The 23,875-nt window shown below is 65.5% G+C and carries 26 protein-coding genes and 1 pseudogene; 14 read left to right on the forward strand and 13 right to left on the reverse strand.

Annotation, left to right across the window (positions count from 1 at the left end; all coding sequences use genetic code 11):
* Positions 1-177 precede the first annotated feature (177 nt).
* The 3 genes from RCH07_RS09065 to RCH07_RS09075 all read right to left on the reverse strand — a co-directional run bounded on the left by RCH07_RS09065 (position 178) and on the right by RCH07_RS09075 (position 2,599).
* Positions 178-1,482 (reverse strand): plasmid pRiA4b ORF-3 family protein, encoded by a 1,305-nt coding sequence (locus tag RCH07_RS09065; protein WP_326967140.1) that lies wholly within the window; start codon positions 1,480-1,482, stop codon positions 178-180.
* Positions 1,483-1,666: 184 nt separating this feature from the next.
* Positions 1,667-1,993 (reverse strand): GYD domain-containing protein, encoded by a 327-nt coding sequence (locus RCH07_RS09070; protein WP_326967141.1) that lies wholly within the window; start codon positions 1,991-1,993, stop codon positions 1,667-1,669.
* A gap of 402 nt (positions 1,994-2,395) precedes the next feature.
* Positions 2,396-2,599, reverse strand: a complete 204-nt coding sequence (locus RCH07_RS09075) for a cold-shock protein (protein WP_024365339.1) — start codon at positions 2,597-2,599, stop codon at positions 2,396-2,398.
* A 257-nt stretch (positions 2,600-2,856) separates the two neighbouring features.
* Here RCH07_RS09075 and RCH07_RS09080 point away from each other — a divergent pair, with 257 nt between their 5' ends.
* From RCH07_RS09080 to RCH07_RS09090, 3 genes are all read left to right on the forward strand, one after another.
* Positions 2,857-3,294 carry a helix-turn-helix transcriptional regulator gene (locus RCH07_RS09080; protein WP_326967142.1) on the forward strand — a complete coding sequence of 146 codons (438 nt, stop codon included), beginning with the start codon at positions 2,857-2,859 and terminating at the stop codon, positions 3,292-3,294.
* 10 nt (positions 3,295-3,304) lie between these two features.
* Positions 3,305-3,706, forward strand: coding sequence for a VOC family protein (locus RCH07_RS09085; RefSeq protein WP_326967143.1), 402 nt, complete (start codon positions 3,305-3,307; stop codon positions 3,704-3,706).
* Positions 3,707-3,868: 162 nt separating this feature from the next.
* Complete coding sequence (locus RCH07_RS09090) at positions 3,869-4,450, forward strand: protoglobin domain-containing protein (protein WP_326967144.1); 582 nt, start codon at positions 3,869-3,871, stop codon at positions 4,448-4,450.
* 57 nt (positions 4,451-4,507) lie between these two features.
* Here RCH07_RS09090 and RCH07_RS09095 read toward each other — a convergent pair whose 3' ends face one another.
* From RCH07_RS09095 to RCH07_RS09130, 8 genes are all read right to left on the reverse strand, one after another.
* The gene (locus RCH07_RS09095; protein WP_326967145.1) at positions 4,508-5,077 is read right to left on the reverse strand and encodes a DM13 domain-containing protein; all 570 of its coding nucleotides are present in this window, start codon (positions 5,075-5,077) and stop codon (positions 4,508-4,510) included.
* A gap of 190 nt (positions 5,078-5,267) precedes the next feature.
* On the reverse strand, positions 5,268-5,534 hold the full coding sequence (locus tag RCH07_RS09100) for a hypothetical protein (RefSeq protein WP_326967146.1): 267 nt from the start codon (positions 5,532-5,534) through the stop codon (positions 5,268-5,270).
* Positions 5,531-5,854, reverse strand: coding sequence for a hypothetical protein (locus RCH07_RS09105; RefSeq protein WP_326967147.1), 324 nt, complete (start codon positions 5,852-5,854; stop codon positions 5,531-5,533). The genes RCH07_RS09100 and RCH07_RS09105 overlap by 4 nt, the downstream gene beginning before the upstream one ends.
* A 24-nt stretch (positions 5,855-5,878) precedes the next feature.
* Positions 5,879-7,033 (reverse strand): acyltransferase family protein, encoded by a 1,155-nt coding sequence (locus RCH07_RS09110; protein ID WP_326967148.1) that lies wholly within the window; start codon positions 7,031-7,033, stop codon positions 5,879-5,881.
* Positions 7,034-7,098: 65 nt separating this feature from the next.
* The gene (locus tag RCH07_RS09115) at positions 7,099-7,941 is read right to left on the reverse strand and encodes an SDR family oxidoreductase (protein WP_326967149.1); all 843 of its coding nucleotides are present in this window, start codon (positions 7,939-7,941) and stop codon (positions 7,099-7,101) included.
* 14 nt (positions 7,942-7,955) lie between these two features.
* Entirely contained in the window at positions 7,956-8,402 is a 447-nt protein-coding gene (locus RCH07_RS09120; RefSeq protein ID WP_326967150.1) for a MarR family winged helix-turn-helix transcriptional regulator, read from the reverse strand.
* Positions 8,399-9,040, reverse strand: coding sequence for an NAD(P)-dependent oxidoreductase (locus RCH07_RS09125; protein ID WP_326967151.1), 642 nt, complete (start codon positions 9,038-9,040; stop codon positions 8,399-8,401). The genes RCH07_RS09120 and RCH07_RS09125 overlap by 4 nt, the downstream gene beginning before the upstream one ends.
* Positions 9,041-9,148: 108 nt before the next feature.
* Positions 9,149-10,300 carry a DUF6226 family protein gene (locus RCH07_RS09130; protein ID WP_326967152.1) on the reverse strand — a complete coding sequence of 384 codons (1,152 nt, stop codon included), beginning with the start codon at positions 10,298-10,300 and terminating at the stop codon, positions 9,149-9,151.
* Positions 10,301-11,098: 798 nt separating this feature from the next.
* Here RCH07_RS09130 and RCH07_RS09135 point away from each other — a divergent pair.
* From RCH07_RS09135 to RCH07_RS09165, 7 genes are all read left to right on the forward strand, one after another.
* Positions 11,099-11,575 (forward strand): response regulator transcription factor, encoded by a 477-nt coding sequence (locus RCH07_RS09135; RefSeq protein WP_326967153.1) that lies wholly within the window; start codon positions 11,099-11,101, stop codon positions 11,573-11,575.
* 141 nt (positions 11,576-11,716) lie between these two features.
* Positions 11,717-11,902 carry an aureocin A53 family class IId bacteriocin gene (locus RCH07_RS09140; RefSeq protein ID WP_326967154.1) on the forward strand — a complete coding sequence of 62 codons (186 nt, stop codon included), beginning with the start codon at positions 11,717-11,719 and terminating at the stop codon, positions 11,900-11,902.
* A gap of 105 nt (positions 11,903-12,007) precedes the next feature.
* Positions 12,008-12,547 carry a PH domain-containing protein gene (locus RCH07_RS09145; RefSeq protein WP_326967155.1) on the forward strand — a complete coding sequence of 180 codons (540 nt, stop codon included), beginning with the start codon at positions 12,008-12,010 and terminating at the stop codon, positions 12,545-12,547.
* A complete protein-coding gene (locus RCH07_RS09150) occupies positions 12,537-14,057 on the forward strand; it encodes a PH domain-containing protein (protein WP_326967156.1) in 1,521 nt (506 codons plus the stop codon). Before RCH07_RS09145 ends, RCH07_RS09150 begins: the two co-directional genes overlap by 11 nt.
* Positions 14,054-14,953: an ABC transporter ATP-binding protein gene (locus RCH07_RS09155; RefSeq protein WP_326967157.1), complete on the forward strand. Its 900-nt coding sequence runs from the start codon at positions 14,054-14,056 to the stop codon at positions 14,951-14,953. The genes RCH07_RS09150 and RCH07_RS09155 overlap by 4 nt, the downstream gene beginning before the upstream one ends.
* A 2-nt stretch (positions 14,954-14,955) precedes the next feature.
* The gene (locus RCH07_RS09160; protein WP_326967158.1) at positions 14,956-15,765 is read left to right on the forward strand and encodes a hypothetical protein; all 810 of its coding nucleotides are present in this window, start codon (positions 14,956-14,958) and stop codon (positions 15,763-15,765) included.
* Between the two features lie 67 nt (positions 15,766-15,832).
* Positions 15,833-16,087 carry a hypothetical protein gene (locus tag RCH07_RS09165; RefSeq protein WP_326967219.1) on the forward strand — a complete coding sequence of 85 codons (255 nt, stop codon included), beginning with the start codon at positions 15,833-15,835 and terminating at the stop codon, positions 16,085-16,087.
* A gap of 141 nt (positions 16,088-16,228) precedes the next feature.
* On the opposite strand, the pseudogene RCH07_RS09170 reads toward RCH07_RS09165, so the two are convergent.
* Together RCH07_RS09170 and RCH07_RS09175 are read right to left on the reverse strand one after the other, a co-directional pair.
* A pseudogene (locus RCH07_RS09170) lies at positions 16,229-16,306 on the reverse strand (PEP-utilizing enzyme); the annotation flags it as partial.
* Positions 16,299-16,634 (reverse strand): hypothetical protein, encoded by a 336-nt coding sequence (locus RCH07_RS09175; protein ID WP_326967159.1) that lies wholly within the window; start codon positions 16,632-16,634, stop codon positions 16,299-16,301. The pseudogene RCH07_RS09170 and the gene RCH07_RS09175, both read right to left, overlap by 8 nt.
* A 204-nt stretch (positions 16,635-16,838) precedes the next feature.
* Between RCH07_RS09175 and RCH07_RS09180 the strand changes: the two genes are divergently transcribed.
* The 4 genes from RCH07_RS09180 to RCH07_RS09195 all read left to right on the forward strand — a co-directional run bounded on the left by RCH07_RS09180 (position 16,839) and on the right by RCH07_RS09195 (position 23,827).
* Complete coding sequence (locus RCH07_RS09180; protein WP_326967160.1) at positions 16,839-18,074, forward strand: glycosyltransferase; 1,236 nt, start codon at positions 16,839-16,841, stop codon at positions 18,072-18,074.
* Between the two features lie 199 nt (positions 18,075-18,273).
* Positions 18,274-19,716, forward strand: a complete 1,443-nt coding sequence (locus RCH07_RS09185) for a DUF3375 domain-containing protein (protein ID WP_326967161.1) — start codon at positions 18,274-18,276, stop codon at positions 19,714-19,716.
* Positions 19,713-20,402 (forward strand): DUF4194 domain-containing protein, encoded by a 690-nt coding sequence (locus RCH07_RS09190; RefSeq protein WP_326967162.1) that lies wholly within the window; start codon positions 19,713-19,715, stop codon positions 20,400-20,402. Before RCH07_RS09185 ends, RCH07_RS09190 begins: the two co-directional genes overlap by 4 nt.
* Positions 20,399-23,827: an ATP-binding protein gene (locus RCH07_RS09195; RefSeq protein WP_326967163.1), complete on the forward strand. Its 3,429-nt coding sequence runs from the start codon at positions 20,399-20,401 to the stop codon at positions 23,825-23,827. Before RCH07_RS09190 ends, RCH07_RS09195 begins: the two co-directional genes overlap by 4 nt.
* Positions 23,828-23,875 lie beyond the last annotated feature (48 nt).

A 23,875-nucleotide genomic window follows, 5' to 3' on the forward strand; every position in this document is an offset into this window, starting at 1 on the left:
CTGAGCTGCTCACCCTGACCACGAGCAAACAAGGACCCAAAACCATGCCGTCCACGCGCGCACTTTCGAATGATTCCACGAAGAAAGCTACGCGCGCATCTTGACATGATTCCCCGGGGACCCGCTTGGCTGTCCGGTCCCGCGTGGCAGTCAATACCCGACGCCGACGACGCCCGGTCACTCCTCGGTGAGCCGCCTCTGCGCCTGCAGCAGGAACTTCCGGCCGCCGTCGGTGAGAGTCCTGGCCTCGCTGAAGTCGCGGTCCGGCACAGTCAGCTGGACGCAATCGAGCGTCCACCGCACCTGCCGATACAGCTCGTCGGCCATGTCCTGTGGCACCGGTTCCCCGGCTTTCATCCGGAACCCGGCCGCGTGCAGCGCGTCCGCGATCGCGGGTCCGCGCCGGTCCCAGGGCGGCGTGGTTCCATGAACCAGCCACTGGACCACGCTGTCCGTCACTACGGCCGTGGCCTTCTCTGTCGGTGAAGCCACCGCGCCGGCGAGGTAGTCCCACAGTTGCCGGCCGCCGTCGTGCATGGTGCGTCCCTTCGGCGTCAGCAGCAGGCGGCCGTTCAGTTTCCGCACTAGCTTCCACGCCTGCAACTGCTGCCGGAGCCGCAGCACGGGAGGGGTCTGGACTTCCCTGTTCGCCGTCCCCGGCCAGCGGTATTCCCAGCCAAGTTCGCGGACGGCCCGGCTCACCACGGCGGGTTTGAGGTAGCCGTCCTGGGTAAGCTGCAGCCCGTCCAGGGGAACCTGGTTCAGGAGCCAGTGCACGGGACGGACGACGGCGTCGATCTCCTGGCGCGTGGGCGGTTCGGGCCACAGCCGCTGGGCCAGCCCGTCCAGGCGGTCGTTGAGAGCGTCGGGGTCGAACGCGCGGGGATCAAAGGTGCCGGCGTCCTGCCCCGTGGCAAACGTGTACCAGCCGGAAAGCTCCTGGTGATCTTTGTCCGCCGGATCCGCCAGCGCCGCAATGAGGCGTACGTAGCCGTAGGGGCCGCCGGAGTCCTCCACCGGGCCGCGGTTGGCGCCGTCAACACAGCGCAAGGTCCCGGCGGGAAGCTCGGCGGGACCGATCACGTCGAAGGTGTGCGTCCAGGCATCGCCGAAGTCGTACTCGTATTCCAGCGCCGCCGGGCCGTCCCGCTGGGCGTCCAGGAGTTCAGAAAGCACGACGCCGGAAGCCGGCTCGTCGTCCGTATCCTCGGCTGCGGCGTCGGGGCCGATGACCATCCGGGACTGGCCCAGCCGGTCAACGCCCCGGATCCCGTACAGGTGGCGGTTGTCCCAGCCGAACGCGGCCTGGAGGACCTGGTGCAGTTCAGGGACGGTGATGGTCTCCGGCACCAGCAGCCGGCGCCAGATTGCTGGTTCCGTGGCCTGGATGCTGACGCGGAGATCGTAGGCGGGGACGGCACTGGGTAGCGGGGCGATCGATGGCGGCGGGCTGGCGGGTGACTGCAGGCTGGCGGATTCCATGCTGGCCATCATGTCAGAGCGGCGCCCCGCGGCCCCAACGCCACGGGGCCTCGGGAACGCGGCTGGGGGAACGCGGCTTGGCGAACGCGGCTTGGCGAACGGGCCGTCGCAGGGGCACGCCAACCATTGAGCAGGATTTCGATTAAGCAGGACTTCGACGCATACGTCGCCCCCGCCAGTGCCGTCAGGTGCCGGGAGGACGGTACTTAATCTGCTCCGCTTTCCGCAGCGCGTCCATCGTCTCGTCGACGGTCAGGAGGACTGTCGTTTCCATGGAACTCAATGCGCCGCCGCCGCTGATCGCCAGTGCGACAGCGGCCATGGACACGTTATCGGGAGCCTCCCACATGGTGTAGCCGTCGTGGGCGCCGAAGGCGTACCAGAATCCATGGAGTTTCCCGCCCACCGATTCGATGTATGTCCGGGCGGCCTGTCCGCGGTCTTCGGGGTTGCTGATCAACCTCGCCCAGGTCTCCGGTGTGTAGCTGAACTTTGACAGATATAGCGGCATCGTCTCATCCTTGCATTCGCTGTTGGAAGTGCGGATTTACCAAGAATGGCAGTCTGTTGCCAAGTCAGCAATGGCCACGATGTCATCGCTGAAAGCCGTCGGGTCCAACCGGCTGGACCATTCGGCGTATGGATGAGAGTGACTCGGCAGCAGCCGCGGAGGCCGGTGACCTGGCGCAACTGGCCCGGGATCAGGCGCCGGTCCTCCAAAAACTCTTACAGGCCGGACCGAAAAGCTGAAGAACGCCATCACCTCCGGGGGCCCGGCGTCCGGATTGAACGAGGCCCACGGCTTGGGACCAGCAAGCACACCTGGGTTAAACAAAAGCAGGGCCCGTCGAAGACGGGCCCTGCTCGAAACCTTGCGGCCCCGGACTCAGAAGAGTTAGCTGGAAGCTAAGTCTTAGAGAGCCTGGATGTTTACGGCCTGCGGGCCCTTGGGGCCCTGCTCGGTCTCGAAGGAGACCTTCTGGTTCTCTTCGAGTGAGCGGAAGCCGGAAGAGGCGATCGCGGAGTAGTGTGCGAAGACGTCCTGTGAGGAGTCATCGGGGGAAATGAAGCCGAAGCCCTTTTCAGCGTTAAACCATTTGACGGTACCAGTAGCCATTATTTTTCGTCCTTCGTGAAGGTAGAGGAAAAGTCCCGACTTTCGGGTCCTCCGGTGTGGGGTGCTCAAAACCGCTGCTTCAGAAGAACAAGGTCTTTCAACCGTGCGTACTGCCTGAACTACGAACTGCATAAACACAACAACAGAATCAACTGTACAGGAGATTCCCGGGACGGGTGACCACCGCGGTTGGCGCCGCGCCTCCTACGGCTCATGTCAGGCCCCCGTAGCGATCTCAACGGTTCTAGAATGGCGGCATGACACCGCAGGAGTTGGCCAACCTGGTGCACCTGCGCCGGGCCCGGGACCTGATCGACCGCAACTACGCCCGGCCACTGGATGTGCCCACCATGGCCGCCGGGGCCCTCATGTCCCCGGCGCACTTCTCCCGCCAGTTCAAAGCGGCCTACGGCGAGACGCCCTACAACTACCTCATGACCCGGCGGATCGAACGCGCCATGGCTCTGCTGCGGTCCGGTACCAGCGTGACGGACGCGTGCATGGAGGTCGGCTGCACCTCGCTGGGATCGTTCAGCTCACGGTTCACCGAGATCGTCGGCATGCCGCCGAGTGCGTACCGGTCCCGGCAGCACCACGCGGTGAAGGCTATGCCCTCGTGTATCGCCCGGCTGCGCACCCAGCCAGGGCGCAAACCGAGCAGGATTGAAGAAGCGCCCCCACGGCCGCTGCCATAGCGTGAACAGCATGAATATTTCACTGCAGTACTCACAAATCACCGTCAATGACCTCGATACGTCGCTCGCGTTTTACCGGGACGTGCTCGGCCTGGAAGTGCGCAACGACGTCGGCTCGGACGGACAGCGCTGGGTCACTCTCGGCACGGCCCAACCGGACCTGGAGCTGGTGCTGTCCGTCCCGCACGCCGGCCGTTCCCGGGACGACGGCGACGCCCTCCAGCAGCTGCTCGTCAAGGGCGCGCTCCCCATTCTTGTATTCCGCACCGACGATCTCGACGCCACGTTCGAGGCCGTCCGGGCATCCGGCGCGGAGGTCATCCAGGAACCCATCGTTCAGCCGTGGGGACCGCGCGACTGCGCCTTCCGCGACCCGTCCGGAAACATGGTCCGCTTCAACCAGGCTGCCTGACCCCGCACCGCACCCCCCACTGACCCGCAATTGTGGTCGTTTGAAGGGCCAGTCGTTTGGAGGGCCCAGAACCACCACGATTGCGGGCTACTTTGGCTGGACTCTATACGTCGGCGCCTCCAAGTGCTTTTATGAGAAAGTTCCCCGGCGAAAGGTGTCATCATGTCCACGATCCCCGGCTACACGTTCGGCAGCGAGTCCCTTGCCCCGAGTCCCGTGTCCCTTGAAGACCTGGCCCGGCTCGAAGGGGCGGTGCTATGGACTCCGGATGATGCGCACGCGTTGCGGCGCGCAGGCGAGATTCTTGGACCGCAAACCGATCGAATCCTCGACGTCTGGTACGGATTCGTTGGCAGCCACGACTTCCTCATTGCCAGTTTCGCCGGAGCGGACGGAACGGCGAATCCGGACTATCTTGGAGCCGTACGGGCCAGATTCGCCCAGTGGATCGTTGACACTTGTTCCCGCGACCACGACCAGCAGTGGCTTGACTACCAGCATGAGATTGCCCTCCGCCACACGGCGGCGAAGAAGAACCTCACCGACGGCGTGAGCTCGACGGCGTCCGAGATCACCCTGCGCTACATCATCGCCTTCATCGTTCCCTTGACCGCCACGATCCGGCCCTTCCTCACCGGGCAGGGTGCGGACGCGGATGAGGTGGAGGCGATGTATCAGGCGTGGTTCAAGTCCGTCACCCTGACGGCGGCCCTGTGGGCCGAGCCTTACTCTTCATCCTGGTGACGGGCCGCGCTGCCTCCGCCCAACGAACCTGCAGGCCTGCCTGGTTGCCGGGTGTAACTAACTCGTCAGCTCGGCAGCGGCGAAGGAAACCGCGAACCGCGCGCACCAGATACTCACGGAGCTGTAGTCCGCCAGGTTCGCTCCGGGCGGGATCACGTAATTCTGATCGCCCTTGTTGGCCTTGAGCACTCCCAGATCGAGGTACGCCCCGTCGTCGAACACCTGCCAGCCGGCCGCTCCCTCGATCACCTGGGCGTCGCTGAGCCACACCCGAAGGTCCGGGCCATCGGACGTATCGAGGCCTTCGAACCTCAGGATCCGGCTCCCGTCGGCGAGTTCGAGGATTTTCACGGTGCCGGAGCTGGCATGTTCGTGGCTGATAAGTTCGCCCCCGCTGAGTTGACGCGGCGGGATCGGGGCCGGTTCGGCCGATGGCCCCGCAGATTGCGGCGCAGATTGCGGCGCTGACTGGGGCGCTGACTGGCTGGCCGGCGGCGCAACGGCCGGAATGTCCTCCGCCACGGTGGAACTGGTGAAGATCCGCCAGGGCTGGAACAGAAATAGTCCGACGGCCACCGCGACAACAGCAAATAGGGCTACAACCGGAATCACGACGCGCCTGTTCATGCCCGTCCAACGACCGGCCCGACATCGGAGTTCCGGGCCGGCACCGGGCGCGTGTGAGGGTGATGCTTCCCCGGCCGGGCGGTCACCGGGCGCGTGTGAGGGTGATGCTTCCCCGGCCGGGCGGTCACCGGGCTCGTTCTGCTGCGGAGTTCGGCTAGACCTCTCTGAGCCGCCACACAGTCGCCGCGTTTCAGGAGCGGCCGGAAGCCGCCGCCAGAACACCGTTGGGTTCCCGGCGCCAGTTCAGCCCGTTGCTGTCCCTGAAATTCAGCGACGCCATGTAGTCAGCATTCCCGGCCAGCGGCTCTGCCCTATCCAGTTCCCCCATCAGCTCCGGCCACCGCGCCCCCGCGGCCACGAAATACTGTCCCGGCGGAAGCACTTCGGCTTTCGCGCTCAGCGCCGCAATGGTGCTGCCCTTACCCCGGCTGAGCGCCTGCGCCCTGGTGATGCTCATGCCGAACACCGGCGCAGCGGAGGCGTTGACAACCAGGAGTCCCCACTGATTTCGACCTGGAAATCGGCCTTCACCGGCCAGGCGACGATTTGGGCTGCCTGCCGTTGAGCATCAAAATCCGCGGCCCGTTTTTCCCTGCCACTTTCCAGCGCGTGCATACGCTGGGCCTCGGAAACCGCATCGCGTGAGTGCTTGGTTTGTCGGGTCACGAAGATCAACGCCCCCGTGGTGGCCAGGGCACTGACTATCTGAGCTATGTCCACCCAATTCATCGATTTCCCCCATAGATTACCGACCTCGATGGGTTGCAGAGTTACCAACCCGGTACATCCTTGCACTTCAACCTAAACACCCCGGGCACCGACGCGTTGCGCCCGGTGGGGGAGATACATTTTTTGTTCCACGGCCCGGCCTGCTGCCATCGAAAGCCGGTGGGCGGGCTGCTCCACATAGCGGTAGAACAGCGTGGCGGCCAGGAACGAGGCGGCCACCGAAACCGCGAGCGCCAGCGGAAGCGAGACTGCGCGGAGCAGGGTGACACCAGCCAGGATGATGGGCAGGTGCACCAGGTAGAGACTGAAGGACACGCGTCCCAGCCATTGGGCGACGGCGGCGTCCCCCAGCCTTTTGGCGGAGCGGCAGGACACAAACAGCACCACGATCAGCACCGAGCCCACCGTAACAACGGCCTCGACGGCGGCGATCGGCTGCCCGGGACTGGTCCATTCCGCGTTGGCCAGGAAGAGGCCCGCGGCGGCCACGACGAACCAGGCGAGGGGCGGCCATGATTGAGTCAGTTCACGGATCCGGTCGCGTTCGGTGCCGAGAATGGCCCCGATGGCGAAGATCGGGAGATAGGTCAGCCATTCCTGGTCCTGCAACGCTCCCACCACGGTCAGCAGCAGTGCGATGCCGATTTTCACATGCCAGAAGCGCCGCCAGCGGAGGGCGATGAGGACGTAGGCCGGGAGCAAAAGGGAGAACGCGACTTCCCATTTGAGGGACCACAGCGGAGTGTTGATGGTGCTCGCGGTCAGCAGGAGCAGGCTGTCCTTGAAGACCTGGCCCATGCTGGGGCCGATTACGTAGATGTCCGCCCAGGGGCTCTGCAACGGCGACGCCGACCGGGGAATGATGGAGATCAATGCAACGGCCACCGCCAGCGATGCCCAGGCCGGTAAGTAGAGGCGGAGCAACCTTTTGGCGTAGTACTGCGCCCAGTTTCTGACGGCCCCAGGTCTGGTAAACGGCAGGACCAGCACGAAGCCGGAGAGCACAAAAAAGACGTGGACTGCCGGGGTGCCGTTCCAAAGGACGTGCAGCGGCGAGAAAACCGCCCACTCCCCCGTCGTAGTAAGTCCCGCGGATCGGTTGCCACTGACAACACTCCCGATTCCGGGAAGTGTTGACAGTACGTGGCAGGCAACAACCACCAGGGCGGCAATTCCCCTGAGGCCATCCAGCTGCGTGACTCTTGTTTGACCAGACTTAGACAGCATCCGTTCTACGTTACCAGTCCGTTACATTGCGCCTGTGGGGTCCAGCGCTTCGTGTCTGGCGCCTATCAGCTCTTCCACGCACCGCGCTCACGCTCGGCAAATTCGCGGAATGTGGTGGCTGGGTGCCCGGTGAGGCGCCGGACCGACCGGTTGGGGAAAGCTGAGATGTTGAAACGCACGATGCGGTAGATCATCTTCTGCACGGCGATGTAGTCATCGGACTTGCCCTGTTTGCGCAGGCGGGATAGGTATTCGGTCTCGCTGGGTCGCCGGTAATGGATGCTACGCCCGAGCACGTCGCTGAGGATGCCAGCGACGTTGCGATAGGTGAGGCTCTGTTCGCCCGAGAGGGTGTAGGCGCGGCCGTTGTGGCCCGTTTCGGTCAGTACGGCCGCGCTCACGCGGCCGATGTCGCGGGCGTCGATGAACGCGGTGAAGGAGCGTCCGGCGGGCACGAAGACGTCGTCGTCGTCACGGATCTCCGCCGCGTGGGTCGTCGACAGGTTCTGCATGAAGAAGTTCGGGCGCAACGACGTGAACGGTGCACCGGTGCTCTTCAGATACTGCTCAACGGCGTAGTGGGGGGTGCGGCGGTTTTGCTGCACGCCCTGCAAAGACAAGAACACGATGTGTCGGATGCCGCGACGTTGGGCGGCGTCGATGACCGGGAACAAGTACGTCTTCACATCGGCGATTGCGGGAGGTCGCATCAGGAACAGTTGGTCGCACCCCTCCAGTGCCTGATCGAGTCCGGCTGGCGACATCGAGAAGTCAAAGTGCCGTGCCTCCACGCCTGCACGGAGACGGGCCGCGTCGTCAGCGTTGCGCACGGCGCCCAGCACGGAGGCTCCGCGCTCGAGCAGAAACTCCGTCACGGCGTCGCCCACCGTGCCGGTTGCGCCGGTCACCAGAACACTCCCGATCATTCTTTCGTCTCCATGGTGACGCGATTCATCAGGTCCGCGAGTGTCGTCAGTTCGGCCGGTGTCAGGGCCGCGAACTTGGGCCGCAGGCGTTCAGTGGTGGCCCCTTCGAAGTGCTCCACCTCGTCGCGGGAGGCGCGGGACAGCACGATGATGCGCGATCGGGCATCAGCAGGGTTGACCCGAATGTCGATGTGCCCGTCCGCTCTCAGCGCGTCGACGAGCTGGGTGACAGCGCCTGCGGACACGGTGAGGAGCTCCGCCAGCCGGCCCGGGGTCAAGCCAGACGGCGTCCGGGCGAGGAAGAACAGCGCCGATAGTTGCGAGCCGGTCAGCACCCGCCCTTCGAACGGACGCCGCTGCTCCACCGTCAGCGCCCGGCTGAGCGCCGCCACACTGCCGAGCACCACACGCACCGGGTCAACCCGGCCGTCGGCGGCGCTCATCGGGCGCTGACGAACGGCATCTCGCGTACGTACTGGCGATCATCGATCTGGGTGATAAGAAACTGGGCGAGATCGTCGCGACTGATCTTCGTGGTGCTGTCGCCTCCCACCCAGCCCACCCCGTACGAGCTCGTCCCGGGTTCTTCGGTCAGGCGGGGTCCGCGCACCACCGTCCACTCCAGGCCACTCTGCTGCAGCAGCTCCAAGTGCGCTTCGGCGTCCGCGAGCAACTGGCCCGATAGCAGCTTCAGGAGGCCGCGGATGATGCGATCTTGCAGCTTCGGCCGATCCTTACCCTCGGCACGCAGGCCGCCGCCCGAGAGGGTCACGATCCGGGTGATCCCGTGATGCTGCATCGCCTCCAGGATTAGCCGGGTACCGTCCGCCTGCAGGCCGGCCGGGGAGCCTTTCACATGCCCGAACACACTGAGCACGGCATCCGCCCCCGCCACCACCCGGTCGACCGACCGTGCATCCAGCACATCCCCCTCGATCACGGTGAGCCGATCATCGGCAACGGCGATCTTGGCGGGATCACGCGCGAGTGCGCGCACGGAGAGCCCTTGCGCAAGGGCCTGGTCGAGTACACGGCGACCGGTTTTCCCGGTCGCACCGAACAAAGCAATGGTCGTGGTCATGCCATTACTTTAGCAGCTAAACAATATCGCTTCGAAAGCAGCCGTGGTGGAGTCGGCATCCGACTGAGTCAAACCCTGACTCCTGCTTCCGGCACCCGGGTTGCAGGTTCAGCTCCCGCGCAGCGGCCAGGGGCTCCAGCCGCCGGCCACATCCCGTAGCCGGATCTCCGCGTCGTGGAGGCGCCCGGCGGCGGCGCCGGGTTCGCCTTGTCCGCTTTCCGAACCGGAACCGTCGAACGCGGTCAGCGCGTATTCGCTCCACCGCTTGCGGCCCACCGGGTAGCGTTCGCGGTATCCGCCGGCCGCGACCGAGAGCACCAGCTGCTCCAGCCGGTCCGCTGTTGTCTCTTCCGTTTGGTCGCAGGCATCGCAGACGCAGACAGGAAACGGAAAGTCATGCAGCACCCCGGCGTGCACCACAAGTCCCGGATAGTCGGTCACCAGCAACGTCTGTGAGGCCGCTCCGGAACGCCGCGGGGCGACTTTGACCGCCTGCCGCACATCCTTGACTTCCCTGACCAGTTCCCCGGCATGGACGGGATCCTCCTGGACGTCGACGTCGTAAACTGCTCTGAGATGCTCGATCAGGGCACGGGCAACAACGTGAAGTCCGGCGAAACGCTCGGGGTGGCTGTCCAGGCTGTAGGAATCCGGGCTGGGTCCGTCAGCGCCCCAGTGGCTCCCGTAGCGAATGGGTTCGCCCTCGCGGGAGTAGTAGGTCTTCGCCGGCAGGTCCAGCCGGACATAGCGGGGCTGTCCTGCCGCCGGGGATACGGGCCGGGGCAGCATTGCCGGGAGCTCCTCCGGTTCGTCCCGGGCCCAGTCCAGGATCGCGGCCACGAGTCCGCGGACGGCATCGTCGTCCGCGCTGCGCAGAGCTTCGAGCAGACGGTTAGCCTCGAATGCCTTTCCCCGGTTTCCCACCGTTGGAGGGGCCCCTTCGTAGACGGTCCACTGCGCGTCCGGACGCAGCCCGGCGATGGTGTTCCCGGCGAATACGGCCGCCGCGGCACTGAGCGTACTGTGCTCCGCAATCCGGGAACCGAACACTCGTAAGAACCAGATGAGCCGCTCAGCGTCCGCAGCCAGTTCCTCGGCCCGCACTCCCTGCGCGGCGCAGAATTCAATGAACGGGGTATAGCCCCCAACGTGCCGGACCACCGCCGGGCCGGAACCTTCCCGGTACGGCGAGCTGCCTCGTGACGTCGGCGCCGGCAAACCGGTGGGTTGCCCTTCGAACAAGTCCTCTGCTGTCCCCAAACCGCGATCCTATTACCCCGTGGCCGCATCCCGCAGCCGTCAGGCCGCCGCACTGGTGGCGCGGTACGCCCGGGGCAGTTCGGCGCCCTCGTTACCGACAAACCGGCCCCGCTGAGACGCTGCAGCTACCGTCATCGTGTCCTGTCGGTGGGGAAGCAGCCACGACGCGTTCTACGGCACACCACGATGCCGCGGTTCCAGCGTCGAAAAATCCAGCTTCTTCTGGACATCGTGTATGCCTCACCGCGGCGGTCCCATCCCACAACGCGTCGAGGCTGAAGTCCGCCTAATGGAGGGCTAACCGCAGTGCCCGGACCCGGGAGGCAAAGTCCATCAAACGGAATAACCGTCAATAATGGATCATTTTTTCAGTAGACTTCGGAGCAGGACCTCCTTCATCTCGAAGGGAGGTACGGCAGCCAACTTCGTTGATCCAGGTTCAAGCACTGGTTCTCTGAGGAACCGCAGCACGACAGTCGGACCAAATAGTCACTTTGGGCTGTAGTGGAATTACGTTGTCCCGGAACGGGCAAAGGGGAGAAGGCTGATGTGGCGGTGCAGGAAATGTCGGTGGTTGTCGGCGTCTCGGAGACTCGATTGCTTTCTGTTCTAAATGCAATTTTTCGTTTCAATTCCCAGACGCGGGTTGTATTCAGTCGCGCAACGTCGCCTCTCGAGCTCGCGTCCGATTGCCGGGCACATCAGGCCGACCTTGTCGTCGTTGATGCACGGTTGCCACGCGGCCAGGCAGCTCCCGACCTCCTACCCGTGTTGACCTTCTATCCTCAGGCCCATCTCATGGTCTTCATCGACGCCGGCGCGTCCGAGGCGATTCGAGACGTCATGGACGCAGGTGCCCGCGGAATCCTCACGAGCGATGCTTCGGTTTGCGAGATCCAGAGTGCGGTGTCCGACGTTACGGCGGGCCACGTCTTCGTGTCCCGATCTGCACTTATCGGGTTGCTGGAGGTGTTAAGGAGAACACGCCCCGCCGAACCACTGCTGTCCCGAACCGATCTGCCCACACTGACGACCCGAGAACGGGAGGTCGTTGAGTGCCTGGGCCAAGGACGGGCCAACCGCGACATCGCGAGGGAACTCGGTGTCTCGGAGGCGGCCGTCAAGGGCCACCTCTCACGCATAATGGTGAAATGGTGCGTCCAAGATCGGTTGCAGGTACTTGTCACCGCCCTTGAGGCCGGCGTGCTCCATGTCGGGCCGCGGGGCGGGAAGGTTCTCCAGTCCGAGAGGCGTGAAGCGATTACCGCACACTAGCCAAATGCCCCAACCTTTTATCCAAAAGTATACATATAAAGGACAAAAGAATACTGGTTAGTGATCCATCTGGAAAATAATGTTGACAGCGTATTGGGGGATTCCCGACACATCATCATTGGCTTTCAGAAGGAGACTAAAATGGGTGCAGTATTGAGGTTTGTCGCTTGGGTCCTGACACAGGCTTGGCGTTGGGGGCTGAGCACCGTTAACGCGATCGCCCGGTGGGCCAGGAACAACTGGCCGACGGTCCAGCGGTGGCTCGAGCGAGGCGTGACCTTCGGTACGATCGCCCAATGGATCATGCAGATCCTCGGAATCGGCTAACAGGAGTTGGCACTGGTGTGGCCGGGGACCACGGCCTCTGGCCACACCAGCGCTCCGGAATGCACGGAGAATATGTCGCTAGCAGTACAGACAGAAGGGGACGCAGTGGCCGGCACACAGTCTGACGGCCGGGGCGAATGGCCGGCGTCGGGCCGGACCAAGCGTTCGCATGCCTATGCGTCGGCGCTGCCACCGGTGGCCTTGAAGTACCTCACAGTCCGGTCCACCGTCGAGGTACTAGTGACGGGAGGCCTCGCGTGCGGACTGGCACTCTGGCTCGTCCCCGGCGACTGGAGGCTGCCGACCCTCGTCGTCATGGCGATCCTCATCGTCGCCGGTCTGATCGTTGATGTACCGATTGTCAGCCGCCTCACAATGCGCTACACGTCATACCACGTGGGCCCGGATGCGGTGCGAATCAAACGGGGTTTCCTGTTGTCCAAGGACACTGTCCTGTCCACCGCCCAAATCCTAAATGTCTCCATCATCGAAGGGCCGCTATTGCGGCGGTTTGGCCTCGCTAAAGTCAGGTTTGTTACCCTCAACCACGTTGAACCACTGGGCCCCGTGGAACGTTCTGTGGCCCTGGAGATCCGTCGGCAGGCGTTGTCCACCTATCTGGAGGCGTCACCCGGTGATCACTGACACCCCGCAACGGCTGCCCGTGAAAGCCATGGCGGCGATGTCCCTCCGTGGAGCCCCGAGTGTGGTCAGCCTGCTGTTCGGCGGATTCCTATACTGGGACCGGCCCGGGCTGTGGCCCGGTCCGGTGGCCATCTACGTGATCGGAGGCCTGGTCATCCTCCGGTTGGTCCACCCCGTGTACGCATGGGCGACGCTGAGGTACGAGATCTCCAAGGAAGACTTCTCCCTCACCCGCGGGTTGCTATTCAGAACTACGAGCACGACCGCTTGGCGTGACGTCTCGGTGGTGGACATCGACTCACCCTGGGCGTTCCGCCGGTTCGGGCTGGGGGTTCTCTCCCTGCGCTCCGGCGGCCAGGATGATGCAAAGATCGATGTCCCCGGCGTCGACCACGCAGACCTTGAAACCATCGTCGGGCTAGCACGGGCCCACGGGGCTCCGGGGGCTCAACCTGGACCCTCCGGCAGCACGGCCCGTGGCGTCCACGGCACGGTTCCGGGGTCCTCGGACACGACGGGCCGGACCGTCGTCTACACGGCCCGAAAGAGGGACCTCGTGGCCGCCAACCTGATCTATGGCCATGTGGTGCTCCTAGGGACCGGTGCCGTTCTCGCGGTGGTGGATGCGGCGGACCAACTGGCGAGTTTGGACGGTGCCGTGAACGTGTTCAGTTCCCATCCCTGGGCGGGAAGCTTGGTGCTGTGCGGGGCGGTCCTCTTGGGCGGGTCGGTAGCCGCGGTGGTCAAATACCATAACTTCACGGTGAGCAGTGATCCTGCCGGGTTGTCCATCCGATATGGATGGCTCTCCACCAACCAACGCGACGTGCGATCCTCGGCCGTCGGCGGGATTACGGCACGCCGCAACCTCATAGAGATGCTTCTGGACCGGGTCCGGGTCGCGCTCCTGACGACGGACTCGGATGCACAGATGGGAACTAACATGGTCCTCCCATCGCTGCCGCGCAGGCAGGTGAGACGGATCCTCGACACATCGCTGCCGAAGCTTCCTCGCCCGGCCCTGCTGGAGTCCTCGGGCCGCGGGTCCATCGCCAGATCGATAGCGCTCTTCGCGGCGATCGGGGCACCCGCGCTCGGTTTCGGTTGGGTTCTGCACCGGGTGACCCATGGCGCGTTCCTCCTGGCCGCGGTGGCAACTGTGGCACTCTGGTGCGTTCTGGCCCTGGCGGTCCGCCTTGCCACGGCCCGGTTCTCGGTAGTGGGAACCAGGGTCGGTTGGGCCAGTCACTCCTTCGTTGACCGTGAAGTGGTCCTGGCCGCCACCGGCCTGCACTCCGTGTCCATCGTCGGTGCTCGGACAACCACGGTGTCCCTCGTGCGGGCACACTACTTCGCGGGTCGGCCCAGGACGTTGGCTGCGCTCAGCTTTTCCCCGGCGGTCCCGGACCAGATGGGCCGCCTGGTGGAAGACACCTCACCGAAAATCGCCGCCCTCCGGCGGCGCCCCACCGTCAAGCAGCCCACCGCCGAGGAGTTTGTTTATCCATGATTCATGTCGACAACGTGAGCAAGAGCTTTGGGAGCAAGAGAGCGCTACACGACGTTTCCTTCACCGCCGTGCCGGGGCGGGTCACCGGATTCGTCGGACCCAACGGCGCAGGCAAGTCCACCGTGCTGAAAACCATTGCCGGACTGGTGCGTCCTGACGCCGGCACCGTCAGGGTCAACGGATCAGACTTCGCGCAGGCCCGGCGTCCGGGGAACACCATGGGACTTTTCTTATCGGCGGAATGGCTCCCGGAGCAGGCCACCGCTGCCGGCGTCATCGGCTACGTCTGCCGTGTGCAGGGACTGCCGCTTTCTTGGGGCAGAGACGCCCTCGAAAGGGTGGGACTGGCAGGCGTGGCGCAACACCGGGTCCGCACCTTCTCGTTGGGTATGCGCCAGAGACTGGGCATCGCCACGGCTACGGTGAGTCGTCCGGACGTACTTGTCATGGACGAACCCATCAATGGGCTCGACCCCGACGGAATTGCCTGGATCAGGTCGTTCCTGACGTCTGCGGCGTCACAGGGTGCAACGGTCCTGCTGTCCTCACACCATATGGCTGAACTGGCAGAAATGGCGGATGACATCGTTATGATTGGGGATGGCCGGATCCTCGGGCAGGGGAGCATCGGGGATTTCGTGTCTCGTCCGGACGAAACGGGTTACTACCTGGAGTCCCCGGAACCCGAGATCCTGCTGGTTGCCATGGCACAGAGGGGGTTCCGCGCCACCCGCGAACGGGAAGGACTACTTGTCCACCATACGAACCCGACCGAGCTCGCCTCCGTCGCCTTGGATTCCGGTGCGGGGATCTCGCATCTGTCCCGGGTGACCCGAAGCCTCGAAGACACCTACTTCGAGGTCCTGGCCCGGAGCGCATCCGGAGGAACGGAATGACCATGACCGAATCACGGATCGACCACCGCGCCACCGTGGCCCCCGATCAAAGCCTCGGCGCCGTGACACGGGCCGAGGCGCACCGGCTCCTCCGGAAGGGCGGCGTGCCCACCCCTGTCATCGTGGCGATCACCGCGGCGGTGGCGGCCGGGATACTGACGATGTTCGTCATAAAGTCACTGGCCCCCGAACCCACCGGGGTCATGACCACCACCTCCATCGAAACCGGTGCGTTTGTCAGTGCGCTGGTCCTTTCTGTGGCCGCCGTCTTCGCGGTTGGTCGGGATCACACTGGCCAGTTAGGCCTGGCACTGTCACTGACACCGAAACGCGAGCGGCTCTTCATGGCCAGAGCCCTGTCCTGGGCTGCCCTGACGGCAGCCAGCACGGCCTTCGTCACGATAGTCCTCGCCGTACTCGGATTCATCCTCTCCGGAGGCGGCTTTGCCGGGTCGGGTTTGCTGGGCGTGACGGCGGCCGTCGTCGGCAGCACCAGCATGGTTCTGGTTGCCGTGGCCCTGGCCCATCTCGTGGGGCGCTCCTTCATTGCCGTATTACTGCTCATCGGGGTCAACATCCTCCTGCCTCTGGCGGTCGTCGCTGTAGGCGCCATGATCCCCGCTCAGGCTGCCGGGGCGGTAGATGCCTTGGTGAACGTGACACCGACTCCCCTTTTCATGCAGGCCATCAGCGCGACGACGGTCCAGGATCTGGGACTGGGACGCCTGATCATTGGCCAACTTGGCCTTGCGGTGTGGGCGCTTGTCCTCGGCGGACTGGCGCTCACCGTCTTCCGCCGCCGGAACCTCTAACGCCTTCCCTTAGTGCCCTACCCACCCGCCCGGCATCAGCACCACACGACGACAACAAAGGAAAACCATGGCAGAGATCAAAGACCGGCGTCATGCGGACGGTTCCCCGCGGAGCAAGCCGCCCGGTGAACCGGCGTCAATGGTGGCGCTGCTCGTCACCATCCTGGCCGTCAGCATCGGGCTGGCGCTGTGGACTGACATGAACATAGGTCTGCGCGGGCTCATCGCGGTCGTCACCGGCATTGTCGCGGCCGCCATTACCCTGATCGTGGTCAACCGGATCGCAGCGCGGAAGGGGCGCGAAACCGAACCACTCCGGTGACGGGCCCGCCTCGATCCTGACATCGGTCACCAGCTCCGGATCGCATTCACCCCGGGCCACCGCACCGGCCGCAGGGACCCGTCCGCGCGTTCCGTCCACCCGGACCAGCTGGACGTCGTGCAATACCCCGGTCCCGGACCTGGTACCCATGACAGCCGGTATCCCGTATTCCGGGGCCACGATGGCTGCGTGCGAAGCTATGCCGCCGGCGTCAACCACGACGGCGGCCGCGCGCAGGAACAACGGTGTTCAGGTCGGGTTGGTGTAGGAGCAGACGAGGATCTCGCCGCTGCAGCGGCATCCACTCGAGCTCCCGGCGTTTGGCGGCCCGGGCCAACACCAGGCGGCGGTAACGGCCCCGCTCGGTGGCCGGCAGCGCCCCGCCGTCGTTCATTCCCGCCAATTCCTCGAAGCGCAGGTCGCCCGGTGCCAGTTCCGTGAAGGCCCGCGCCAGCTCCTCCAGCGCCCGGTTGGCCTGGCGGGTGCGGGTCTCCGCGCCGGCGGTCAGGGCCGAGCCCAGCAGCCTCTTGCCCAGCAGCAGGAGCAACAAACGCAGCTTAAGCTGCGGAAGAAAAGCCCCCGGCTACACTCCGGTCCAGGTGCTCGCAAGGGTCTGGCGGCCGACGGCGGCTCCGGCGCGAAGCCGCCGCTTGAACGAAGTACTGCAGAGCTCTGCGGTAGCCGCCGCGCCAGGGTGGGTTAGCGTAGCAGTACCCGTTTACGTCTTGTCCCACTCCCCCGGAGGAACAACGTGCGTGTAGTCGTCGTAGCGAATGACACCCGAGGCGGAGTGCAGCCGTACATCGCACTGGGCACCGGGCTCCGGGCGGCCGGACACGACGTGCGCGTCGTGGCACCGGCGAACTTCGCGTCGCTGGCCTTCTCCGGGCTCAGGGGCAACGCCCGGGAGGATGCCCGGCGCGTGAGGTCGACGGCGCAGCACGGCCAGATCGCCGGCATGCGTGCGGTCGCTGGCGCCATGACCACACGCCTGGAAACGTGGACCAGGGAAACGCTCGAGGCCAGCGAGGGCGCCGATCTGCTGACCGGCGGCGTGGGCGGCATGATCGTGGGGCTCTCGGTCGCGGACAAGCTCGGAGTTCCGTTCGTCCCCACGCACCTGCAGCCGGTGGATGCACCAACCGGCGAGTACCCTGGCGTCCTGCTCGCGGGCATGCCAGCCTGGCTGGGGCCGCCGGGGCGCCGGCTGAGCCACACCCTGACCGCCCTGGCGCTCTGGACGCCCTTCAAGCGGCCCATGATGTCAGTGCGCTCCTCGGTGCTCCAGCTGAGCGGCCCGCCGGCCGCGGCGAAGGGCCAGCCCGTTCTCTACGGTTTCAGCCCGCGGGTGGTCCAGGTACCCATCCGGCCCGGGGTGGAGCGGCATGTGACCGGCTACTGGTTTGCCGACCCATCCGGGTGGACTCCGCCTCCAGCGCTGGAAACATTCCTCGCCCGGGAGGGCCCGGTGGTGAGCATCGGCTTCGGCAGCATGAGCGGCGAGGACCTGGAAAAGTTCACGGTGAAGGTGCTTTCCGCTGTGCGGGCCGCCGGCGTGCGGGCGGTGTTGCTGTCCGGCTGGGGCGCCCTGGCAACGATTCCGGCATCCGAGGACGTGCTGGTGACGGAGGCCGTTCCGCATGACTGGTTGTTCCCGCTGGTGAGCGCCGCCGTGCACCACGGCGGCGCAGGCACCACGGGCGCGGCCCTGCGGGCGGGTATTCCGGCGATCGTGGTCCCGTTCGGTGCGGACCAGCCGTTCTGGGGCGCCCGGGTGGCGGCCCTGGGCCTGGGGCCGGCGCCCATTCCGCGGCGGCACCTCAGCAGCGAACGTCTGGCCGCGGCGCTCGGCCGCACCCTGGCGGACGCGGCCATGCGTTCCAGGGCAGCCGACTTCGGCGTCGGGATCCGGGCGGAGGACGGTGTGGCTGCCGCGGTACGGCACTTCGATCGGATCGGGCGTCGGGGCGGAACCTCCCCGAGATGACCTGGCGGGACAGATATGACCTGGCGGGACAAAGCCCCCGGCAGCGGACTAGCTGCCCGGAGTCGCCGCAACACTGAGCCAGCGACTTTTCCTCCACAGGATGTCTGTCGTCGCATGTACCTTATTAAGTAGCCCCGAGCGCACCCACAGGCACCCCCACGCCCACCCCCACGCACCAAAGAACCGCACCGAGGACACGATGGACTACTACGCAATCAGTTCGCTGCGTGAAAACCACGCAGGATGGTCATTGCTGCGCGCCCAGAACGCCCCGCTGGCGGTGTCCTTCTTTATGGCGGCCTTCACCGGGCCAAACCAGCGGGACATCGGCCGCCAGCAACTCATCGACACCCTGGACGATGTGCTGTTCGGTCTGCGGGACGCCGACGGCGAGGACAAGTTCCCGCGCGCGGCCTCGGAATACCTCGACGATTGGGCAGCCCCGGAACGTGCCTGGCTGCGGAAATACTATGTGTCCGGCCAGGACGAACCCCGCTATGACCTCACTCCCGCCGCAGAGGATGTGGTCCGCTGGGTGGAGAACCTGCGCGGCCGGGACTTTGTGGCCACCCAGTCGCGGCTGACCAGCATCTTCGCCGTCCTCAAGGCCCTGGTCCAGCAGTCCGAGACGGACCCGGAAGTACGGCTGGCCGAGCTCCAGCGGCAGCGGGACGGGATCGACGCGGAGATGCAGCGTATCCGGGACGGCAACGTCCGGGTCATGACCGCCCCGGAGGCCCTGGACCACTTCCAGCAGCTGACGTCGCTGGCCAAGGACCTCCTCTCCGACTTCCGCGAGGTGGAACAGAACTTCCGGAAACTGGACCGGCAGGTCCGCGAACAGATCGCCACCTGGGACGGCAGCCAGGGCGATCTCCTGGAAACCATCTTCGCCAACCAGCAGGACATCAGCAGTTCCCTGCAGGGCCGGACATTCCAGGGTTTCTGGGACTACCTGATGTCCCCGCAGCTGCGCACCGAACTCCGCGACCTGCTGCAGCGCGCCACCCAGATCGAGGCGCTGTCCGGCGCCGACAACCTCCATGCCGTGACCAACCTGCACCAGGACTGGCTGCCCGCCGTCGAGCAGACCCAGGCGACCGTCCGCCAGCTGTCCCAGCAGATGCGCCGGCTCCTGGACGACAAAGTGTTCCTGGAGAACAAACGCATCATGCAGCTGATCCGCAGCGTCGAATCCGGCGCGCTGGGCGCCCGGGAGGCACCGCCGTCGGGCATCTTTATGGAGGTGGCCGCGCCGTCCGTGGACGTGGCGCTGCCCTTCGAACGCCCCCTGTATGAGCCCAGCCGGAAGATCATGGTGGACGACGACGTCGTTGCCGCCGACGACGCGGACGTGGACGCCGGCGCCCTGTTCAGTCAGTTCCACGTGGACCCGGAGCGGCTCAGGACCAGCATCGACGCCGTCCTGGCCCAGGCGGAGCAGGCCACCCTGGCGGAGATCACCGACGCCCACCCGCTGCGGCAGGGCCTGGCCGAGATCGTGGCTTACTACCAGCTGGCCACTGAGTCCCCGTGGGCCAGCATCAACCCCGAGGCTACGCAGCAACTGTCGTGGCAGCTGCCGGACGGAAGTATCCGCGAAGCCACCATCGACCAGATCATCTTTGGAAGGCCCGCATGAAGCCCGCAGAAGCCCCGGAAACCCGGATATCGGAAGCCGGGATGCCGGACGCCAGGACACCGGAGGAGCTTCCCGGCGTCGTCACCCGGCTCTTCAAGGGTGTGGTCTACGCCGAGGCGGACGAGAAGATCTGGCAGTCACTGATCGGCCTGGCGTCGCATGTCCGCGACTATGTTGCCGTGCTGGGGCTGGACCTGATCCTGGACGAGTCCGAGGGCTATGGGTTCCTGAAGTCCCGCGAGGACCCGGACGGCACACTCCCCCGGCTGATTCCGCGGCGCCAGCTGACTTTCAACGTCAGCCTGCTGCTGGCCCTGCTGCGCGGACGGATGCTGGAGTTCGACACCAACTCCAGCGAACTCCGCCTCATCATGACAGAGCAGGACATCGCGGACATGGTCTCGGTGTTCCTGCCCGAATCCAGCAACGAGGCCCGCATCCTGGACCAGCTCGGCGCCAACATCAAGAAGGTGGTGGAGCTGGGATTCCTCCGGAAGCTGCGCGGCCAGGTGGGCACCTACGAGGTGGCCAGGATCCTCAAGGCGTACGTGGATGCGCAGTGGCTGGAGGAGTTCGACGCGCGGCTGGCGGACTACCGCTCGTCGCTCACCAATAACGGCGCAGGGTCCGGCGGCACCGGCGGCGCCGATGCCAGCACCGGGGCAACCAAAGAGGAGGGCGAATGAGCACCAACACCGAACTGCAGGACACCCTTTTCAGTCTCGCGGACCAAGCAGACCAAGCGGACGACGCCGGGGCGCTGCCGGGTTTCCGGCTGCACCGCCTGGAACTGCTCAACTGGGGTACGTTCCATCAGGGCATCCGCACCTTCCGGCTGGACGGCGCCAACAGCCTCCTGACCGGTGACATCGGCTCGGGAAAGTCCACCGTGGTGGACGCCATCACCACCCTGCTGCTGCCAGCCAACAAGATCGAATACAACAAGGCCGCGGGCGCGCAGAAGAAGGAACGCACCCTGATGTCCTACGTCCGGGGCTTCCACAAAAGCGCCCGCAGCGCCGGAGGTGAATACTCCAAGCCGGTGGCACTGCGCGGGACGGGAGCGCTCACCGTGGTGCTGGGCGTCTTCCACAATGCGGTGCTGAACAAGTCAGTCACCCTGGCCGTCACACTCTGGGCCATGCAGGAGGCCGGCCAGCCCAACCGCTTCTACTCCCTCGCCGAGACGGAGCAGTCCATCGCGGCGGACTTTGCGAACTTCGGCCAGGACCCTGCCAAGCTGAAAAAGAAACTCCGCGCAGCGGGCGTGAGCGTCCATGACTCCTTCGACCCCTACGCCGCCGCGTTCAAGCGGCAGTTCGGCATCGGCGGGAACCAGGCCATGGAACTGTTCCACCGCACCGTGTCCATGAAACAGGTGGAGAACATCACCTCCTTCGTGCGCACCAACATGCTCGAGGAAGACGACGTGGCGGCGCGGATCAGCAAGCTGATCGCGCACTTCGACGACCTGAAAAAGGCGCACGACGCCGTGCTGCGGGCCAAGGACCAGATCACCCTGCTGACGCCCATCAAGGACGGCTCGGCCCAGCACGCCAAGCTGACCCGCGAGGATGAGCTCACCCGGGCACAGCGGGACCAGCTGCACCCCTGGTTCACGGACCGGAGGCTGAAGCTCAGCCTGGAACACCAGAACGAACTGGCGGAAACCGGTGTCCGGCTGCAGGAGGACGGCAGCAAGCTGTCCACCGCCATCACGGCGCTGCGCCACGATCTGTCCGCCGTGAAGGAGGACATCCGCAGCAACGGCGGCGGCCGGCTGGCCGCCATCGACGCCGAGGCCACCCGTCTCGGCGAGGAATCCCGCACCCAGCGGCAGCGCTTCGAGAACTACACGGCTGCGGCCGCCGGCCTGGGCCTGCCCGCCGCCGAGGACCGGGTCCGCTTCGACGCCAACCGCGCACGCCTCACCGACGTGGAAACCGAACTCGGCGAGAACTCCCGCGGGCTGCAGGAAAGCCGCACCGCGCTGACCATCGAGCGGACAACGCTCACCGAGCGCGCCGCCGAGATCGGCGCCGAACTGACCAGCCTGCAGTCCCGGCCCAACCTGCTGCCGCGCCCCCAGCTGGAGCTCCGCCGTCGGCTGTGTGACGGGACCGGAATTCCGGAAAACGCGCTGCCCTACGCCGGCGAACTGCTGCGGGTCCGCGACGGCGAGGCCGCGTGGGAGGGAGCCGCGGAACGCACCCTGCACGGCTTCGCGCTCTCTCTGCTGGTGCCCGGCGAGCATTATGCGGCCGTGAGCAAGTGGGTGGATACCAACAATCTCCGCGGCAGGCTGGTCTACCTGAAGATCGGCGAATCCTATTCCCCCAGGGCCGCCGAACCGGGAACGCTGGCGGCCAAAATCGCCATCAAGCACGGCACCCCATTCCGCGATTTCCTGCTGGACGAGCTCGGCAGCAGGTTCGATCACTTCTGCTGCGAGAACCTGGCGGACTTCCGCCGGTACCCCAAGGCGCTGACTCTCAACGGCCAGCTCAAGGGCGGCCGCGGGCGGCATGAGAAGGACGACCGCAAGGACCTCGCTGACCGGCGCAACTATGTGCTCGGCTGGGACAACCAGGACAAGGTCACCCGCTTCCTCGCCGAGCAGGACGAGGTCCGCAGCCAGCTCCAGGGCAACACCGCCCGGCTCGGCAAGGTGGACCACTACCTCGGTGCGCTCGGACGGCAGAACCAGCAGCTCGGAACGGTCCGGTCCGTGACGGATTTCGCCGAGATCAGCTGGCAGCTCACCGCCCGCCGCATCGAGGACCTCAAGCAGGAGAAGGCGGACCTTGAGTCGGCCAGCGATGTCCTGCAGCAGCTGGCGGCCAAAGAAAAGGAGATGGCCGGCCGGCTGGGGCGCCTGGAGGACCAGGCGGACAAGCTCCAGCGCCGGATCGGCGCCAATGAGGAAGCGGCCAAGGAGATTGCCGACGCGATCGACGAGTGCGCTGCCGTGTTGGCTGAGCAGCCGTTGACGGACGACGCCGGTTTGCTGGCCGCCGTCGCCAAGCTCGCCGCCGGTGCGCTCGGGGACAAACCGTTGACGTACAAAAACACCGCGGCGGTGGAAAGCACCGTACGCGCCGGGCTGACGGACATCATCGATGCACTGGTCAAGCGGATCGCCCGCACGGCGGAAACCACGGTGCGGCTGATGGCCGATTTCCGGAACAAATACCCCAACGAGACCACCGAAATCGACGCCGCCCTCGAGGCCGCCGGGGACTACAACCGGCTCCTGGAGCAGCTGGCCAGCAACGACCTGCCCCGGTTCGAAGCCCATTTCAAGGAATCCCTCAACCAGAACACCATCCATGAGGTGGTGGCCTTCAACGCCTTCCTGGACAGCCGCCGGCAGGACATCGTGAACCGGATCGGCGAAATCAACCTCTCCCTGGCCGGGATCGAGTACAACACCGGCCGGCATATCCAGCTGGAGCACCAGAACACCACGGACCTGGACGTCCGCCAGTTCGGCATGGACCTGCGGGCCTGTTCGGAAGGGACCATCGGCGACGAGGCACAATACTCGGAACAGAAATACCTGCAGGTGGCCCGGCTGATCGAGCGGTTCCGCGGCCGGGACGGCTACACCACGCTGGACGAACGGTGGACGGCGAAGGTGACCGATGTGCGGAACTGGTTCACCTTCTCCGCGTCCGAGAAATGGACCGAAACAGGCGAGGAGTTCGAGCACTTCACCGACTCGGGCGGCAAATCCGGCGGGCAGAAGGAAAAGCTGGCGTACACCATCCTCGCCGCCGCACTGGCGTTCCAGTTCGGCCTGGGTGCCGGGCAGGGCAGCGGCGGCAGCGGCCGGAACGCCGGGAAAAATTCCGCCGCCGGTCGCAGTTTCCGCTTCGTCGTCATTGATGAGGCCTTCGGCCGCGGCTCGGACGAGTCAGCGCGCTACGGCCTGGAGCTCTTCCAGCGGATGAAGCTCCAGCTGCTGATCGTCACTCCCCTGCAGAAAATCCATGTGATCGAACCGTTTGTGGCCCACGTCGGCTTCGTGGCCAACACCAACGGCGACGATTCCCAGCTGCGCAACATGACCATCCAGGAATACCGGGACGAACGGGACCGCCGTGCCTAAGCTGCGTCCCGACGGCCCCGAACCGAGCTTGCAAGGTTCGGGAAGGGA

Source organism: Arthrobacter sp. CG_A4 (assembly GCF_035985125.1).
Lineage (GTDB): Bacteria > Actinomycetota > Actinomycetes > Actinomycetales > Micrococcaceae > Arthrobacter.

Coding starts and splice junctions, on each gene's coding strand:
- RCH07_RS09065 (WP_326967140.1), bottom strand. CDS start 1,482: ATGGAATCCGCCAGCCTGCAGTCACCCGCCAGCCCGCCGCCATCGATC.
- RCH07_RS09070 (WP_326967141.1), bottom strand. CDS start 1,993: ATGCCGCTATATCTGTCAAAGTTCAGCTACACACCGGAGACCTGGGCG.
- RCH07_RS09075 (WP_024365339.1), bottom strand. CDS start 2,599: ATGGCTACTGGTACCGTCAAATGGTTTAACGCTGAAAAGGGCTTCGGC.
- RCH07_RS09080 (WP_326967142.1), top strand. CDS start 2,857: ATGACACCGCAGGAGTTGGCCAACCTGGTGCACCTGCGCCGGGCCCGG.
- RCH07_RS09085 (WP_326967143.1), top strand. CDS start 3,305: ATGAATATTTCACTGCAGTACTCACAAATCACCGTCAATGACCTCGAT.
- RCH07_RS09090 (WP_326967144.1), top strand. CDS start 3,869: ATGTCCACGATCCCCGGCTACACGTTCGGCAGCGAGTCCCTTGCCCCG.
- RCH07_RS09095 (WP_326967145.1), bottom strand. CDS start 5,077: ATGAACAGGCGCGTCGTGATTCCGGTTGTAGCCCTATTTGCTGTTGTC.
- RCH07_RS09100 (WP_326967146.1), bottom strand. CDS start 5,534: ATGAGCATCACCAGGGCGCAGGCGCTCAGCCGGGGTAAGGGCAGCACC.
- RCH07_RS09110 (WP_326967148.1), bottom strand. CDS start 7,033: ATGCTGTCTAAGTCTGGTCAAACAAGAGTCACGCAGCTGGATGGCCTC.
- RCH07_RS09120 (WP_326967150.1), bottom strand. CDS start 8,402: ATGAGCGCCGCCGACGGCCGGGTTGACCCGGTGCGTGTGGTGCTCGGC.
- RCH07_RS09125 (WP_326967151.1), bottom strand. CDS start 9,040: ATGACCACGACCATTGCTTTGTTCGGTGCGACCGGGAAAACCGGTCGC.
- RCH07_RS09135 (WP_326967153.1), top strand. CDS start 11,099: ATGGTCTTCATCGACGCCGGCGCGTCCGAGGCGATTCGAGACGTCATG.
- RCH07_RS09140 (WP_326967154.1), top strand. CDS start 11,717: ATGGGTGCAGTATTGAGGTTTGTCGCTTGGGTCCTGACACAGGCTTGG.
- RCH07_RS09155 (WP_326967157.1), top strand. CDS start 14,054: ATGATTCATGTCGACAACGTGAGCAAGAGCTTTGGGAGCAAGAGAGCG.
- RCH07_RS09160 (WP_326967158.1), top strand. CDS start 14,956: ATGACCGAATCACGGATCGACCACCGCGCCACCGTGGCCCCCGATCAA.
- RCH07_RS09165 (WP_326967219.1), top strand. CDS start 15,833: ATGGCAGAGATCAAAGACCGGCGTCATGCGGACGGTTCCCCGCGGAGC.
- RCH07_RS09185 (WP_326967161.1), top strand. CDS start 18,274: ATGGACTACTACGCAATCAGTTCGCTGCGTGAAAACCACGCAGGATGG.
- RCH07_RS09190 (WP_326967162.1), top strand. CDS start 19,713: ATGAAGCCCGCAGAAGCCCCGGAAACCCGGATATCGGAAGCCGGGATG.
- RCH07_RS09195 (WP_326967163.1), top strand. CDS start 20,399: ATGAGCACCAACACCGAACTGCAGGACACCCTTTTCAGTCTCGCGGAC.